Origin of the sequence: Pseudomonas sp. WP18, from assembly GCF_036689585.1 — a bacterium.
GTDB classification, from domain to species: Bacteria; Pseudomonadota; Gammaproteobacteria; order Pseudomonadales; family Pseudomonadaceae; genus Aquipseudomonas; species Aquipseudomonas chlororaphis_E.
On sequence record NZ_CP144758.1, the window covers coordinates 3,363,271 to 3,377,596 of the forward strand.

13 protein-coding genes are annotated in these 14,326 nt (G+C 64.7%); 8 read left to right on the forward strand and 5 right to left on the reverse strand.

The features are described from left to right. The first annotated feature begins 67 nt into the window (after nt 1-67). Together exaA and V5F23_RS14870 are read left to right on the forward strand one after the other, a co-directional pair. Nucleotides 68-1,948, forward strand: coding sequence for a quinoprotein ethanol dehydrogenase (gene exaA, locus V5F23_RS14865; RefSeq protein WP_338495463.1), 1,881 nt, complete (start codon nt 68-70; stop codon nt 1,946-1,948). A gap of 130 nt (nt 1,949-2,078) precedes the next feature. Beyond that, entirely contained in the window at nt 2,079-2,723 is a 645-nt protein-coding gene (locus V5F23_RS14870; RefSeq protein ID WP_338495465.1) for a pentapeptide repeat-containing protein, read from the forward strand. A 183-nt stretch (nt 2,724-2,906) separates the two neighbouring features. Here V5F23_RS14870 and V5F23_RS14875 read toward each other — a convergent pair whose 3' ends face one another. The 3 genes from V5F23_RS14875 to V5F23_RS14885 are packed head-to-tail and all read right to left on the reverse strand — an operon-like array spanning nt 2,907 to nt 5,092. Further along, nucleotides 2,907-3,545, reverse strand: coding sequence for a response regulator transcription factor (locus tag V5F23_RS14875; protein ID WP_338495466.1), 639 nt, complete (start codon nt 3,543-3,545; stop codon nt 2,907-2,909). Beyond that, the gene (locus V5F23_RS14880) at nt 3,545-4,801 is read right to left on the reverse strand and encodes a sensor histidine kinase (RefSeq protein ID WP_338495467.1); all 1,257 of its coding nucleotides are present in this window, start codon (nt 4,799-4,801) and stop codon (nt 3,545-3,547) included. Before V5F23_RS14880 ends, V5F23_RS14875 begins: the two co-directional genes overlap by 1 nt. Nucleotides 4,802-4,837: 36 nt before the next feature. After that, nucleotides 4,838-5,092 carry a hypothetical protein gene (locus tag V5F23_RS14885; RefSeq protein ID WP_212802622.1) on the reverse strand — a complete coding sequence of 85 codons (255 nt, stop codon included), beginning with the start codon at nt 5,090-5,092 and terminating at the stop codon, nt 4,838-4,840. 118 nt (nt 5,093-5,210) lie between these two features. On the opposite strand from V5F23_RS14885, the gene V5F23_RS14890 reads away from it, so the two are divergent. The 6 genes from V5F23_RS14890 to V5F23_RS14915 all read left to right on the forward strand — a co-directional run bounded on the left by V5F23_RS14890 (nt 5,211) and on the right by V5F23_RS14915 (nt 10,427). After that, nucleotides 5,211-6,395, forward strand: a complete 1,185-nt coding sequence (locus V5F23_RS14890) for an ABC transporter substrate-binding protein (RefSeq protein ID WP_338495468.1) — start codon at nt 5,211-5,213, stop codon at nt 6,393-6,395. Between the two features lie 27 nt (nt 6,396-6,422). Beyond that, complete coding sequence (locus V5F23_RS14895; RefSeq protein WP_042729328.1) at nt 6,423-7,412, forward strand: YVTN family beta-propeller repeat protein; 990 nt, start codon at nt 6,423-6,425, stop codon at nt 7,410-7,412. Further along, complete coding sequence (locus V5F23_RS14900; RefSeq protein ID WP_042729327.1) at nt 7,409-8,140, forward strand: ABC transporter ATP-binding protein; 732 nt, start codon at nt 7,409-7,411, stop codon at nt 8,138-8,140. The genes V5F23_RS14895 and V5F23_RS14900 overlap by 4 nt, the downstream gene beginning before the upstream one ends. After that, nucleotides 8,137-8,928: an ABC transporter permease gene (locus V5F23_RS14905; RefSeq protein WP_338473516.1), complete on the forward strand. Its 792-nt coding sequence runs from the start codon at nt 8,137-8,139 to the stop codon at nt 8,926-8,928. Before V5F23_RS14900 ends, V5F23_RS14905 begins: the two co-directional genes overlap by 4 nt. Before the next feature lie 246 nt (nt 8,929-9,174). Next, nucleotides 9,175-9,708: a PQQ-dependent catabolism-associated CXXCW motif protein gene (locus tag V5F23_RS14910; RefSeq protein WP_042730216.1), complete on the forward strand. Its 534-nt coding sequence runs from the start codon at nt 9,175-9,177 to the stop codon at nt 9,706-9,708. A 53-nt stretch (nt 9,709-9,761) separates the two neighbouring features. Continuing rightward, on the forward strand, nt 9,762-10,427 hold the full coding sequence (locus tag V5F23_RS14915; protein ID WP_042730217.1) for a response regulator transcription factor: 666 nt from the start codon (nt 9,762-9,764) through the stop codon (nt 10,425-10,427). A gap of 87 nt (nt 10,428-10,514) precedes the next feature. Here the strand turns inward: V5F23_RS14915 and nahK are convergent, their stop codons facing one another. After that, nucleotides 10,515-13,157, reverse strand: a complete 2,643-nt coding sequence (gene nahK / locus V5F23_RS14920; RefSeq protein ID WP_080922076.1) for a hybrid sensor histidine kinase/response regulator NahK/ErcS' — start codon at nt 13,155-13,157, stop codon at nt 10,515-10,517. Continuing rightward, on the reverse strand, nt 13,087-14,244 hold the full coding sequence (gene nosP / locus V5F23_RS14925) for a nitric oxide-sensing protein NosP (RefSeq protein WP_042730214.1): 1,158 nt from the start codon (nt 14,242-14,244) through the stop codon (nt 13,087-13,089). The genes nahK and nosP overlap by 71 nt, the downstream gene beginning before the upstream one ends. Between the last annotated feature and the right edge of the window lie 82 nt (nt 14,245-14,326).

Here is a 14,326-nt window from a genome sequence, read left to right on the forward strand (position 1 = left end):
TCCGTATCGGCCAGGCATCGCCACGACCGACCCTAGTCAGGCCAAAACCTCACTGGGAATCGCTACCATGACAATAAGAACACTGCCCCCCTTCTCCCCCCTGGCCGTTGCCGTGCAGGCCCTGATGCTGGCCGGCAGCCTGACGCTGGGCACGCTGGCCCACGCCGCCGCGACCGCCCCGGGCGTGACCTGGGAAGACATCGCCAACGATCACCTGACCACCCGGGATGTCCTGCAGTACGGCATGGGCACCAACGCCCAGCGCTGGAGCCCGCTAGCCCAGGTCAACGACAAGAACGTGTTCAAGCTGACCCCCGCCTGGTCCTACTCCTTCGGCGACGAAAAGCAGCGCGGCCAGGAGTCCCAGGCCATCGTCAGCGACGGCGTGGTCTACGTCACCGGCTCGTATTCGCGGGTCTTTGCCCTCGATGCCAAGACGGGCAAGCGCCTGTGGACCTACAACCACCGGCTGCCGGACAACATCCGTCCGTGCTGCGACGTGGTCAACCGTGGCGCGGCGATCTATGGCGACAAGATCTACTTCGGCACGCTGGACGCCCGGGTGGTCGCCCTGGACAAAAACACCGGCAAGGTGGTCTGGAACAAGAAGTTCGGCGACCACGCCGGCGGCTACACCATGACCGGCGCGCCGGTGCTGATCAAAGACAAGACCAGCGGCAAGGTGCTGTTGATCCACGGCAGTTCCGGCGACGAGTTCGGCGTGGTCGGCCAGTTGTTCGCCCGCGACCCGGAGACCGGCGAAGAGGTCTGGATGCGCCCCTTCGTCGAAGGCCACATGGGCCGCCTCAACGGCAAGGACAGCACGCCCACCGGTGACGTCAAGGCACCGTCCTGGCCCGATGACAAGACCACCGAGACCGGCAAGGTCGAAGCCTGGAGCCATGGCGGCGGCGCACCCTGGCAGAGTGCGAGCTTCGACCCCGAGACCAACACCATCATTGTCGGCGCGGGCAACCCCGGCCCCTGGAACACCTGGGCGCGCACGGCCAAGGACGGCAACCCCCACGATTACGACAGCCTCTACACCTCAGGCCAGGTGGGCGTCGACCCGAGCACCGGCGAAGTGAAGTGGTTCTACCAGCACACGCCCAACGATGCCTGGGATTTTTCCGGCAACAATGAGCTGGTGCTGTTCGACTACAAGGACAAGGACGGCAAGATGGTCAAGGCCACCGCCCACGCCGATCGCAACGGTTTTTTCTATGTGGTCGACCGCCACAACGGCAAGCTGCAGAACGCCTTTCCCTTCGTCGACAACATCACCTGGGCCAGCCACATCGACCTGAAGACCGGCCGCCCGGTGGAAAACCCCGGCCAGCGTCCGGCCAAGCCCCTGCCCGGCGAAACCAAGGGCAAGCCGGTGGAAGTCTCGCCGCCGTTCCTCGGTGGCAAGAACTGGAACCCCATGGCCTACAGCCAAGACACCGGGCTGTTCTACGTGCCCGGCAATCAGTGGAAGGAGGAGTACTGGACCGAAGAAGTGAACTACAAGAAAGGCTCGGCCTACCTGGGCATGGGGTTTCGCATCAAGCGCATGTACGACGATCACGTCGGCACCCTGCGGGCGATGAACCCCACCACCGGCAAGGTCGTCTGGGAACACAAGGAGCCCTTGCCGCTCTGGGCCGGCGTGCTGGCCACCAAGGGCAACCTGGTGTTCACCGGCACCGGCGACGGGTTCTTCAAGGCCTTCGATGCCAAGACCGGCCAGGAGCTGTGGAAATTCCAGACCGGCAGCGGGATCGTCTCCCCGCCCATCACCTGGGAGCAGGATGGCGAGCAGTACATCGGCGTCACCGTCGGCTATGGCGGCGCGGTGCCGTTGTGGGGCGGCGACATGGCCGAACTGACCAAGCCGGTGGCCCAGGGCGGGTCGTTCTGGGTGTTCAAGATCCCGAGTTGGGACAAGGCAACTGCGCAGAAATAACTCCTGACCTGTACGCCATCCCTGTGGGAGCGGGCTTGCTCGCGAAAGCGGTGGTTCGGTTGATATGGATTTTGACTGTGCCGACGTCTTCGCGAGCAAGCCCGCTCCCACACTTACCTGAGTTGATGCCATGAAACTCTTGCCATTGCTGCTTCTGCTCGTCGGCGCCTTTGCCCAGGCTGACGACTCTGACACCGTTCTGACGATCAACGGCTGCGTCATCGCCGAATCCAGCCAATGCCCCGGCGCCCATCTGCGGGGCGCCAAACTGGCGAACCAGGACTTGCGCAAAATGAACCTCAGTGGCGCCGATCTGCGCGATGCCGACCTGCGGCACGCACGCCTGGACCTGGCCAACCTGGAGAAAGCCCAGTTACAAGGCGCCAACCTGACCCGCGCCAGCCTGCAACAAAGCAACCTGCGCCTGGCCGACTTCAGTGGCGCCACGCTCAAGGCCATCCAGGGTTGGGGGCTGTTTGCCCAGGGCGCAAAGTTCCAGCGGGCCGACCTGAGTGCCGCCTACCTGCAATTCGCCCGCCTGTCCGGCGCCAGGCTGCAAGGCGCCAACCTGCAGGCCGCCGACCTGGAAATGGCCTGGCTGAGCAAGGCCGACCTCACGGCCGCCGACTTGCGCGACGCCAACCTGCAAGAAGCCAAGCTGGGGGAAAGCAACCTGGCGCAGGCCAACCTGAGCGGCTCACGCCAGCACTACGGCAATTTCCAGGATGCGAATATGGAGGGCTGCGAGGGGTGTCCAACCTCCTGGGATAAATGAAATATTGCAAACACTGCATTCACTGTGGCGAGGGGATTTATCCCCGCTGGGGTGCGCAGCAGCCCTAAAATCTGACACTCGGTGTATCAGGAACATTCGAGTGATTGTTTTATCGGGGCTGCTTCGCAGCCCAACGGGGATAAATCCCCTCGCCACAATGATTGATTCCAGGGAGGTCGGCTGTCACCCCGCCACCCGCACCACCCCCAGGTCGATCCCCAGGTGCACCAACTCGGCGTGAGAGCTGACCTGCAGCTTGCTCTTGAGCAGCGTCAGGTGGTTGGAGACGGTCTTGGCGCTGATGCACAACTGCTCGGCAATCGTGCGCGCCGGGGTGCCCTTGGCAAGCATGACGAAGATTTCCAACTCGCGCTGAGTCATGCATTGCAGGCGCGGGTCGACGGAGTGCCGGGAGCTGGCGCAGGCCAGCTGCGTCGCCAGGGACTGTTCGATGTAGGCATGCCCGGCCAGCACCCGGCGCACCGCTTCCACCAGCACCTGGGGCGCCGAATTCTTGGTCAGGTAGCCCGCCGCGCCGGCGTCCAGGGCCTGGCGCACCAACGGCAGTTCGTCGTGCATGCTGAAAAACAACACCCGCAGTTGCGGCAGGCGCTGGCGCAGGCGCCGGGTGGTTTCCAGCCCGCTGATGCCCGGCAGGCCAAAGTCCATGATCACCAGGTGAGGCAGTTGTTCCTGGACCAGGTTCAGCGCCTCCTCCCCGGTGGCCGCCTCCCGCACCTGCAAGTCCGGCATCAGTGCCCGCAACAGGCTGGCATAGCCCTGCCGAACCACCGCATGATCATCCACCAGCAAAATGTTCATCAGCCCTCCAGAGGCATGTTCAAGGCCAGCGCCCAACCGTCGCCGGGCTGGCTGATAATGCGCAACTCACCGCGGAGGCTGCGGGCCCGCTCCATCATCGAATGCAGGCCCACGCCAGCGCGCGGCGGCTGCTTCGCACCGCGGCCGTTGTCACGCACCAGCAGGCGCAGGCGCCCGGCCCGGTGTTGCAGGCGGATCCGCACCCGCGTGGCGCCTGCGTGCCGGGCCACGTTGGTCAACGCTTCCTGCAACAAGCGATACAGATGAGTCTTGTCCGCCCCCGGCAACGCCGGCAGCGCTTGATCGATGTGCACCTGGCAAGCGATGCCCTGGTTCTTCTGCCATTGCCCGGCGAGCAAGCCGACGGCTTCGTGCAACGACAAGTGCTGCAAGACCACCGGGTACAGGTCATGCACCAGCGCGCGGAACCCCTGCTGCAAATGCTCGCAGTGTTCCTCCAACTGACCGACCGTCTGCTCCAGCACCGGTGGCTGGTCCAGCACCAGGCGCAGCAGGCAGGCCCGAGCGCGAATGCCCGCCACATACTGGCCCAGGTCATCGTGCAGGGTCTGGGCCAGCTGGGTGCGCTCCTGCTCCTGCACGGCCAACAGCGCCTGGGTGAGCCGGGCATTGTCGGCCTGGGCCTGGGCCAGCGCGGCGGTCATCCGGTTGAAATGCCCGGCCAGTTGCTGGGCTTCAGGCACGCCTTCGGCCGGCAGGCGCACGTGCAGGTTCCCGGCGGACACCTGACGCAGAGCATCGAGCAACTCATCCAGCAGGCGCATGCCCTGGCGCACCGCCCAGCGAATCACCAACAGGCTGACCAACAGAGCCAGGGCGCAGACGCCCAGCAGTTGCACCAGCGAGTCGAGGATCTCATCGATTTCGTCCCGAGGATCGACCGCAATCCAGGCCCGTCGACCGTCCCGCAGGTCCACCACTTGAGGGGCGGGCCCATCCTCCAGCAATCGCTGGCCGAGCCAGTCCTTGAGCCCGGCGTCGGGATCGGCCGGAAACTGTTCCCCCGGCGCCAACCAACGGACGCGGACGTGGCGCAGGCTACCGGTGAGTCGCGGTTGCAGGCTGGCCGGGTCGCGTTCGGCGGTTTCGCGCAGGTAATGCACCACCGACCCGGCCGATTGCAGTTCGCGCTGCACATCGGCGACGGCCTGGTGCAACAGCAGCGTGGCGCAGGCCAGGGTCACCAGGGCGAAGAACACCGTGACCCAGAGATTGATTCGCCAGAGGGCTGACATGGTTAGCGGCCTGTTGTCGGAACTGACGCACAACCTTCATGCACGCCACAGTTCCTTTGTGGGAGCGGGCTTGCTCGCGAAAGCGATGGGGCAGCTTGCATCGGCATCGACAGGACTGCCGCCTTCGCGAGCAAGCCCGCTCCCACAGAGGGTTGTGGGTGTTTGCTGGTTTTGTGCTTGCCAGGCAAGCGATCGACGCCGATCAAACTCAGGATCAGCAGAAACGGCAACAGCAGCGCTTTGATAATCCGCATGGTCTGTCCCCTCCTGGTCAATGACGATTGCCTGCATGCTAAAACCCCGGCACCCGCGGCGGGTTACTACCTTGGTACTGGCCCGGCGGTACTTTCTGCATATTTCCCCAGGCCCACCGGCTTCCTATGCTGGCGCTACCTGCAATGGAGGTGGTATGCGCCGGCTCGTCAGTTACGCCTTGGTTCCCTTGCTGGCAGCGGCCAGTGGCTGGCTGCCGGGCGTCGTCCGGGCTGCTGAGAACACGCCCTTGCAAGTACGCATCGGTTACCTGGGCTATCGCCCCGACCCAGGGCCATTGCTGTCCAACGTGATCGCCGAACCCATCGACGCGGGGCTGCGCGGCGCCGAACTGGCGGTGATCGACAGCAACAGCACCGGGCGTTTCCTGAAGCATGACTACCGCCTGGAAAGCGCCCAGGTCGACACCCCCGAAGCCCTGCTACAGGCGGCCCGCGCCCAGCATGAACAGGGCTTGCGGCTGTTCGTGGTGAATGCCCCGGCGGCGAGCCTGCGCCAGCTCAGCGCCGCCCTGCCCGACAGCCTGATCTTCAACGCCGGCAGCCCCGACGACAGCCTGCGCACCACCGACTGCCTGGGCAACGTGCTGCACAGCCTGCCCGACCGGGCCATGCTCGCCGATGCGCTGGTGCAGTTCAGCGTGGTGCGCAAATGGCAGCGGGCGCTGTTGATCGTCGGCCAGACCGCCGACGACCAGGCCTACGCCGCGGCCCTGCGCCGGGCGATGAAGCGCTTCGGAATGAAAATCGTCGCCGAAAAGGCCTGGCAGTTCGACAACGACCAACGCCGCAGCGCCCAGGCCGACATGCCGCTGTTCACCCAGGCCGCCGAGTACGACGTGGTGCTGGTAGCCGATGAGCGCGGCGATTTTGGCGAATACCTGCCCTACCAGACCTGGTACCCGCGCCCGGTCGCCGGCACGCAGGGGCTGACCCCCACCGGCTGGCACAAGACCGTGGAAACCTACGGCGCCGCCCAGTTGCAAAAACGCTTCGAGAACCTGGCCGGCCGCTGGATGAACGACCGCGACTTCGCGGCCTGGATCGCCGTGCGCAGCATCGCCAGCGCCGTGAGCAAACTGCGCCAGGACGACCCCTTCGCCATCCGCCAACTGGCCCTGGGCGACCAATTGCCACTGGACGGTTTCAAGGGCCGCAAACTCAGCTACCGCCCCTGGAACGGCCAACTGCGCCAACCGATTCCCCTGGTCCAGCCGCGAGCGCTGGTCAGCACTTCGCCCCAAGAGGGCTTCCTGCACCCCACCAATGAAATGGACAGCCTGGGCTACGACCAGCCCGAAGTGAGCTGTCGCTACCCCTGATCGCACACAACAATAAGGAAAACCGCCATGCGCCGCCCGCTGTTCCAACCGACCCTGCTCTGCCAGGTTCTCGCCCTCGGCGCTGTGTTGCTCGCCGCCGGCCCGGCCGCAGCCAGCATCGCCTGGGTCTCCAACGAAAAAGACAACAGCCTGAGCCTGATCGACATGCAGAGCCTGGAGGTCATCGAGACCCTGCCGGTGGGCCAGCGCCCCCGCGGCCTGCTGCTGTCCCACGACAATCGGCTGCTGTACATCTGCGCCAGCGATTCGGACCGGGTCCAGGTGATGGACGTGGCCACCCGCAAGATCATCAAGGAACTGCCCTCCGGCAAGGACCCCGAGCAATTCGCCCTGCACCCCAACGACCGCTGGCTCTACGTCTCCAACGAGGACGACGCGCTGGTGACGGTGATCGACACCCAGACCTCCCAAGTGCTGGGCCAGGTTGGCGTCGGGGTCGAGCCCGAAGGCATGGCCGTCAGCCCCGACGGCAAGTGGGCGGTCAACACCAGTGAAACCACCAACATGCTGCATTGGATCGACACCAGCACCCAGACCCTGGCCGACAGCACCCTGGTGGACCAGCGGCCGCGCTTCGTCGAATTCAGTCGCGACGGCACCCAGCTGTGGGCCTCGGCGGAAATCGGCGGCACCCTGACGATACTCGACGTCGCCACACGTCAGGTGCTCAAGACCCTGACGTTCCAGATCAAGGGCGTGCACCCGGACAAGGTCCAGCCGGTAGGCATCAAGCTCAGCGCCGACGGCAAGTACGCGTTCGTCGCCCTCGGCCCGGCCAATCATGTGGCGGTAATCGACGCGAAGACCTTCGAAGTGCTCGATTACCTGCTGGTGGGCCGGCGGGTCTGGCAACTGGCGTTCACCCCGGACCAACGCCAATTGCTGGCAACCAATGGCGTGAGCGGCGATGTCTCGGTGATCGACGTCGAGAGCCGCAAGGTGCTCAAGTCGGTGAAAGTCGGGCGCTACCCCTGGGGCGTGGTGGTGACGCCATGAACGCGTTGGAGGTCAGCGACCTGAGCTTCGCCTACGGTGCGCGCGAGGCCCTCCGGCAGGTGAATTTCAGCCTGCCGGCCGGGCATTTCGCGGCATTGCTGGGGCCCAACGGCGCCGGCAAGTCGACGCTGATTGCCTTGCTCACGCGCCTGTACGATGTGCAGCGCGGAGACATCCGCGTCGGCGGTCATTCGTTGCAGGCCTCGCCCCGTCCGGCGTTGCGGCAACTGGGCGTGGTGTTCCAGCAAAGCACGCTCGACCTGGACCTCAGCGTCGAACAGAACCTTCGTTATCACATCGCCCTGCACGGCTGGTCGCGACGCCAGGGCGCCACCCGGATCGACGCCGAACTGGCGCGCCAGCACCTGACCGAGCGGCGCCACGAACGGGTGCGCGACCTCAATGGCGGTCATCGGCGCCGCGTGGAAATCGCCCGAGCGCTGCTGCACGAGCCGCGCCTGCTGTTGCTCGACGAACCGAGTGTCGGCCTCGACCCGGCCAGTCGCCTGGCCCTGGGCGAACACATCCGGCAGTTGTGCCGGGTGCAGGGTATCAGCGTGCTGTGGACCACCCACTTGCTGGACGAAGTGCAACCCAGCGATGACCTGTTGATCCTGCACCAGGGTCGCCTGGTCGCCCGCGGCCGCGCCGACAGCGTCAGCCAGGCCCATGGCGGCACCCTGGGCTCGGCCTTCAGCCGATTGACCGCTGCGGGAGCTGCGTCATGAACGCCTATTGGCAATGTTTCAGCGGCATCGTCATGCGCGAATGGTTGCGCTTCGTGCTGCAACGCACCCGCCTGCTCAGTGCCCTGGTGCGCCCGTTGCTGTGGCTGCTGGTGTTCGCCGCCGGCTTTCGCGCGGCCCTGGGCATCGCGATCATCGCCCCCTACGACACCTACATCCCCTACGAGGTGTACATCGTGCCCGGGCTGGCCTGCATGATCCTGTTGTTCAACGGCATGCAAGGTTCCTTGTCGATGGTCTACGACCGGGAAATGGGCAGCATGCGCGTGCTGCTGACCAGCCCCCTGCCCCGGGCCTTCCTGCTGGCGAGCAAGCTTGTGGCGACGTCGCTGATCTCGCTGCTGCAGGTCTATGCCTTTCTCGCCATTGCCTGGTTGTACGGCATCCAGCCGCCGGTCATGGGCCTGCTGCTGGCATTGCCGGCGCTGTTGCTGGTGGCGCTGATGCTCAGTGCCCTGGGCCTGCTGCTGTCCAATGCGATCCGGCAACTGGAGAACTTTGCCGGGGTGATGAATTTCGTGATCTTCCCGATGTTCTTCCTGTCCTCGGCGTTGTACCCGCTGTGGAAAATGCTCGAGGCCAGCCCCTGGTTGTACTGGCTTTGTGCGCTGAACCCGTTCACCCATGGGGTGGAGCTGGTGCGCTTCGCGTTGTACGAGCAATTCAATCCGCTGGCGCTGGGGGTGTGCGCCGGCCTGACGCTGGTGTTCGCCCTGCTGGCGGTGTGGACGTTCAACCCCCAGCATGCGGCGCTGCGCAAGGCGGGTTGAGCAAACCCGCGTCAATCCTGTTGTGGGAGCGGGCTTGCTCGCGAATGCGGAGGGGCAGTTTGCTCCGGTGCTGGATGGGCCACCGCTTTCGCGAGCAAGCCCGCTCCCACAGGGTTTGTGTACCCCTGCATAGGCACAGCGCCTATCCGAAATTACGACTTTAGTACTGGTTTTCCTGTCTATGGTCGCATTCACAAGACCTCGACCCTGGCATGTAATGGGCGCATAACAAAAAGGATAAATCCTATGCCCCGTTTGCTGGCCATGGTCTTGCTGGGCCTGGCGCTGAATGCCGCGCAGGCCGACACGCTGCTGTTTTCCCCGCAGGGCTACCGCATTGCCCAGTACCGCAGCCCGACGCCGAGCACCGTCGACGGCGCTCAAACCCTCGACACCTCCGCCCTGCAGCACCTGCTCGAACAGGATCCGCCGCCGGTGCTGGTGGACGTCTACCGGCGGCCCTGGCTCCAGGGGCGCTTCATCGACAACGAACCTCACGCCAACCTGCCCGGCAGCCTGTGGCTGGCCAATACTGGCGACGGTGAACTGGAGCCGGCCTGGCAGGACTACTTCAGCCGCCACCTGCGCGACGCCACCGCCGGACGCCTGGAACAACCACTGGTCTTTTATTGCCGCTCCGATTGCTGGTTGAGCTGGAACGCGGTAAAACGCGCCGCCGCCATGGGCTATAAGCATCTGTACTGGTATCGCGATGGCCTCGATGCCTGGGAGGCAGCCAACCTGCCCCTGCAAGCGGCCCGCCCCCAACCTTTTCCCTGATCCTGAATGCGTGCACCTGCTCCAGCCACAACACAATAACGAGGTGAATGGCCATGTATAAAATTCTGATAGCCGACGATCACCCACTGTTTCGCGAAGCCATCCACAACGTCATCAGCGACGGTTTTCCCGGCAGCGAGGTCATGGAAACCGCCGACCTGGACAGTGCCCTGGCATTGACCATCGAACACGACGACCTGGACCTGATCCTGCTGGACCTGAACATGCCCGGCATGCACGGGCTCAATGGCCTGATCAACCTGCGCAACGAGGCCCCCACCATTCCCGTGGTGATCGTCTCGGCCGAACAGGACAAGCAGGTGGTGCTGCAAGCCATCACTTATGGCGCGGTGGGGTTCATCACCAAATCCTCGCCGCGCTCGCAAATGACCGACGCCATCGAGCAGATCCTCAACGGCAACGTCTACCTGCCGCCAGACATCATCCGCACGCAGAAAAGCCCGACGGGCCGCCGCCTGAACGAAACCCCGGCCTTCCCCGCCGAACTGCTCCAGGCCCTGACCCGCAAGCAGCTGCTGGTGCTCGAACGCATGACCAAGGGCGAGTCGAACAAACAGATCGCCTACACCCTGGACATCGCCGAAACCACGGTCAAGGCCCACGTCTCGGCGATCCTGCGCAAACTCAACGTGCACAACCGAGTGCAGGCGATCCTCAGCGCGGGGGATATTGATTTTGGGGCTTATCTGCGGCGTTGAAGGGCAACCCATCGACTGACTGTTGCTCCGATGGCATTTGCTCACTGTGGCGAGGGAGCTTGCTCCCTCGCCACAGTGAGGTTCTACCTAGTGGCTCTGGCCCCCGCCTAACAGGTGGCTCATCGCAATCTTCAGCTTCATCGGGCGCACCGGCTTATGCATCAGGGTGTGGCCGCGCTCGCGGATCTGCTGCTTGAGTTCGTTGCTGTAATTGGCGGTGATCATCATGGCCGGGATCGGTGCCGTGCGCCGGGCGTTGATCCGGGCCACCGCGTCGACGCCGTTCTGGTCGTGGTCCAGGTGATAGTCGGCGATCAGCAGATCGGCGCCGGCGGGGTCGTCGTCCATCTGGCGCGCCAGGTCCTGCTCCGACAACGCCGTCGTCACCTGGCAGCCCCAGCCTTCCAGCAAGGTGCGCATGCCGGCACAGATCGCCGCATCGTTGTCCAGCACCCAGACCCGGGCACCGCGCAGGCGCCCCAGCATCGGTTCGCTCATGTCCGGGCACGGCAACGGCTTGGGCGCCGTGGCGCTCAGGGGCACGTCGATGGCGAACATCGAGCCCTTGCCCGGCCACGAGCGCACCTGAATCCGATGCCCGAGGATCCCGGCAATTTTCTCGACGATCGCCAGTCCCAGGCCCAACCCTCGGTCCTGGTTGGGCCGCTGCACATCGCCGCGCTTGAACTCCTGGAAAATTTCCTCGAGCCGGTCTTCGGCGATGCCGATGCCGCTGTCCCAGACCTGGATCGACACCTGCCCACGATGCCGTCGGCAGCCCAGCACGATGCGCCCGCTGGGGGTGTAGCGAATGGCGTTGCTCAACAGGTTGCGCAGGATCCGCGCCAGCAACTGCATGTCACTGCGCACCAACACCGAACAGCCGACAAAGTGCAGCGCCAGCCCCTCGCTGCGGGCCACCTGGGCATACTCGGCCGCCAGGTTGTCGAGCAGTTCGCTCAGGCCGAACGGCGCGACATCGGCCTTGATCACACCGGCGTCCAGCTTGGAGATGTCCACCAGGGTGCCGAGCAAGTTCTCGACGTCTTCCAGTGAATTGCTCACATTGCGCACCAGGTGCGCGTTGGCGACCGGCTCGCGGCGCTCCAGCAACGCGCTGGTGAACAGCCGCGCGGCGTTGAGCGGTTGCAACAGGTCATGGCTGACCGCGGCGAGGAACTTGGTTTTCGACAAGTTGGCCTGCTCGGCCTCTCGCTTGGCCTCGCGCAGGCGCACTTCCACCCGGCTGCGCTCATCGATTTCACGCAGCAGCTGGTCGTTGAGGCACGTCAGTTCGGCGGTGCGTTCCTGGACCCGCTGTTCCAGGTTCTGATAAGCCTGGTGCAGTGCCTCGGCCGTGCGGCGGCGTTCGGTGATGTCGCGGATGAGCACGAAGATCCCCACCACTTCACCGTTGGCCAGGCGGTTGGGCACGTAGGAGCGCAGCATGTAGCGTTCCTGGTTGTTGATGTTGGTTTCGGCGAACTCGAACGTCACGCTTTCACCCGCCAGCGCGCGGGCCACGTAGGCTTCCAGGCGTTGGTAATGCTGCTCGCTGTGGGCCTCGCGCAGGCTCTGGCCGAGCATCACGCCACGGGGCCAGCAGTACCACTGCTCGTAGACTTTGTTGGTGAATTCATAGACCAGGTCAGCGTTGAGGTAGGCAATCAGCGCTGGCACGTGGTCGGTGATCAAGCGGATCCAGCGCTCGCTTTCGCTCAGTGCCTCGGCATGCTGGTAGCGCTCGGTGATGTCGGTGAACGTATTGACGTAGCCACCAGTGGGCAGCGGATGGGTGCGGATCTCCAGGACCCGGCCGTCCGACAGGCGCTGTTCGCATTCGTGGACCGAGCGGCCATTGCTGTCGCGGCTGGCCGGGGTCAGCAATTGCAGCTCGGAGTCGCCAATCACTTCGCTGAACGAACGATGGGCCGCCACGGGAGCCAGGCCGCTGAGTTCGAGGAAGCGCCGGTTCCACAGCTCCAGCACACCCTGGGCATTGACCATCGCCACGCCCTGGGACAGGTTGTCCACGGCCCGTTGCAGCAGGTGGGACTTCTGTGCGATGGCTTGCTCGCGACGCACGGTTTCACTGAGCTTGACGTCGGTGATGTCGGTGAACAGCATCACCCGCCCACCTTCCTGGGTCGGCCGCTCGCTGACCTGCAGCCAGCGACCGTTCTGCATTCGGTACAGCACGTGCTCGTCGGCCTGCCCCCGCGGCTCCTCGCTGAACAGGCCGTTGGCGGTCATCAGGCGCTTGACCTCGCACAGGCGCATCCCGGCGATAATGCGCACCCGGCTGTGGGCCCAGAAAGCCTTGAAGCGGCTGTTGAACAGGACGATGCGCTGCTGCGCGTCGAACAGCACGAACGCATCGGAGATGCTCTCGATGGCGTCGATCAGGTGCCGATGGGCGGTTTCCGCCCGCAATCGCGCCTCGCCCAGCAAGTGATTGCCGGCCTTGAGCTCGGCCATGGCCTGGTTCAGCGCATCGGTGCGTTCGCGTACTTGTTCGGCCAGCACCACCGAATGCTGGAACGCCGCGTACGGGTCGTTGCCACGGGTCACCCCGGACTCCACGCGTTCGATCAGCGCCGCGTTGATCCGCCGCAGCTTGCGGTTCTCGTGTTCGAGGTTGGCCAGTTGGGCCTGCAGCTCAGCGATGGCCGGGGGCGCGATGACGGGCAATGGCAACTCCGGTGAACGTCTGGTTGATGTGCATGCCATTGAACTGTTCTCCATAGGTGTTGAACCCCAGCACCCGCTGTTCGCGCAGGAATTGGCCGATCTGCTCCAGGCCGCCGCGGTCTTCGAGCTCCAGGCGCCTCAGGAAACAATCGCAGCCGATGGTCAGCAGTACGTCGCCGAGCCGCGCCTGCAAGCCGTCGAACAGGGCCTGCAGGTTGTCCAGCAACGGCCCTGGCGTCATCGCCGTGAGGACGATGCCGTTCTCCACCGCGCAATAGAAACTCAGGCTCAGGTCCGGGTGCACCTGCTGGATCGCCCGCACGTAGTACTGGTCGTTGATGCGCACCGCCAACGGATGTGCCGCGAACACCCGGTAGTCGAGGGCACTCACCGGCACGCCGATATGCCGGGCGTACTCCTCGGCGGCGGGTTCGGCGTTGAGTTCGTAGACCCGTCGCGAGGCGCTGTCGGCGCCGGTCACCACCAGTTTTTCTTCCCGGGGCAGGATGTGGTGGGTGGTGAAGACCTCGAATTCCAGCCAGGTATTGATCAGCACCACCACCGCCGCGCCGCTGTGGAACTGGCCTTCGAAATACACATGGGTGTGGGTCAGGTGATTGTCGTCGCCGGCCGAACCGCCGAAATGCGGGATGTCGCCCAGCGCTGCGCTCAAGGCCGCCAGGACCATTTCTTCGCGACTGGACAGGCCGTCGAGCAGGGTCAGCGCAAAACTGTGGCCCTTGATCGGCGCCAGGGCGTTGCTGCGACACCCGCCGGCCAGACGCTCAACCATCTGCTGGGCGTCGATCAGGCTAAAGTGCTCCATTTCACCGATCAGCTCGGCGGCGATGGAAAAATGCCGGTGGTCGAACCCCACCGCCGTCACACAATTGCGCCCGTAGCCCTGGGGGGTGATTTCACCGGCGCTGGTGCAACCCACCAGGCGAATCCCGCCAAAGCTCTGGGACAGTGCCTGGCCGAGGGCCGGCAGGTCGTAGGCGGCGGAACAGAAAAACAGCACGAAACCCAGGTGCGGGTGCAACAACTGCCGCGCCAGCGCCTGGGCCACTTCCTGGACATCCGTCGCCGCGGACATGGCGCTGACCACGCCTTCTGCCTGCTGCATTTACGCCTCCGGCGGGTGCGTGATAGGGACCTTGAGTGTACGAAGATAGGCCGGGGCGACGAATGCTACTTGGGTAGTGGGT

Bases quoted from the DNA above. Each gene is read 5' to 3' on its own strand.
- exaA (WP_338495463.1), top strand. From the start codon at position 68: ATGACAATAAGAACACTGCCCCCCTTCTCCCCCCTGGCCGTTGCCGTG.
- V5F23_RS14870 (WP_338495465.1), top strand. From the start codon at position 2,079: ATGAAACTCTTGCCATTGCTGCTTCTGCTCGTCGGCGCCTTTGCCCAG.
- V5F23_RS14875 (WP_338495466.1), bottom strand. From the start codon at position 3,545: ATGAACATTTTGCTGGTGGATGATCATGCGGTGGTTCGGCAGGGCTAT.
- V5F23_RS14880 (WP_338495467.1), bottom strand. From the start codon at position 4,801: ATGTCAGCCCTCTGGCGAATCAATCTCTGGGTCACGGTGTTCTTCGCC.
- V5F23_RS14885 (WP_212802622.1), bottom strand. From the start codon at position 5,092: ATGCAGGCAATCGTCATTGACCAGGAGGGGACAGACCATGCGGATTAT.
- V5F23_RS14890 (WP_338495468.1), top strand. From the start codon at position 5,211: ATGCGCCGGCTCGTCAGTTACGCCTTGGTTCCCTTGCTGGCAGCGGCC.
- V5F23_RS14895 (WP_042729328.1), top strand. From the start codon at position 6,423: ATGCGCCGCCCGCTGTTCCAACCGACCCTGCTCTGCCAGGTTCTCGCC.
- V5F23_RS14900 (WP_042729327.1), top strand. From the start codon at position 7,409: ATGAACGCGTTGGAGGTCAGCGACCTGAGCTTCGCCTACGGTGCGCGC.
- V5F23_RS14905 (WP_338473516.1), top strand. From the start codon at position 8,137: ATGAACGCCTATTGGCAATGTTTCAGCGGCATCGTCATGCGCGAATGG.
- V5F23_RS14910 (WP_042730216.1), top strand. From the start codon at position 9,175: ATGCCCCGTTTGCTGGCCATGGTCTTGCTGGGCCTGGCGCTGAATGCC.
- V5F23_RS14915 (WP_042730217.1), top strand. From the start codon at position 9,762: ATGTATAAAATTCTGATAGCCGACGATCACCCACTGTTTCGCGAAGCC.
- nahK (WP_080922076.1), bottom strand. From the start codon at position 13,157: ATGGCATGCACATCAACCAGACGTTCACCGGAGTTGCCATTGCCCGTC.
- nosP (WP_042730214.1), bottom strand. From the start codon at position 14,244: ATGCAGCAGGCAGAAGGCGTGGTCAGCGCCATGTCCGCGGCGACGGAT.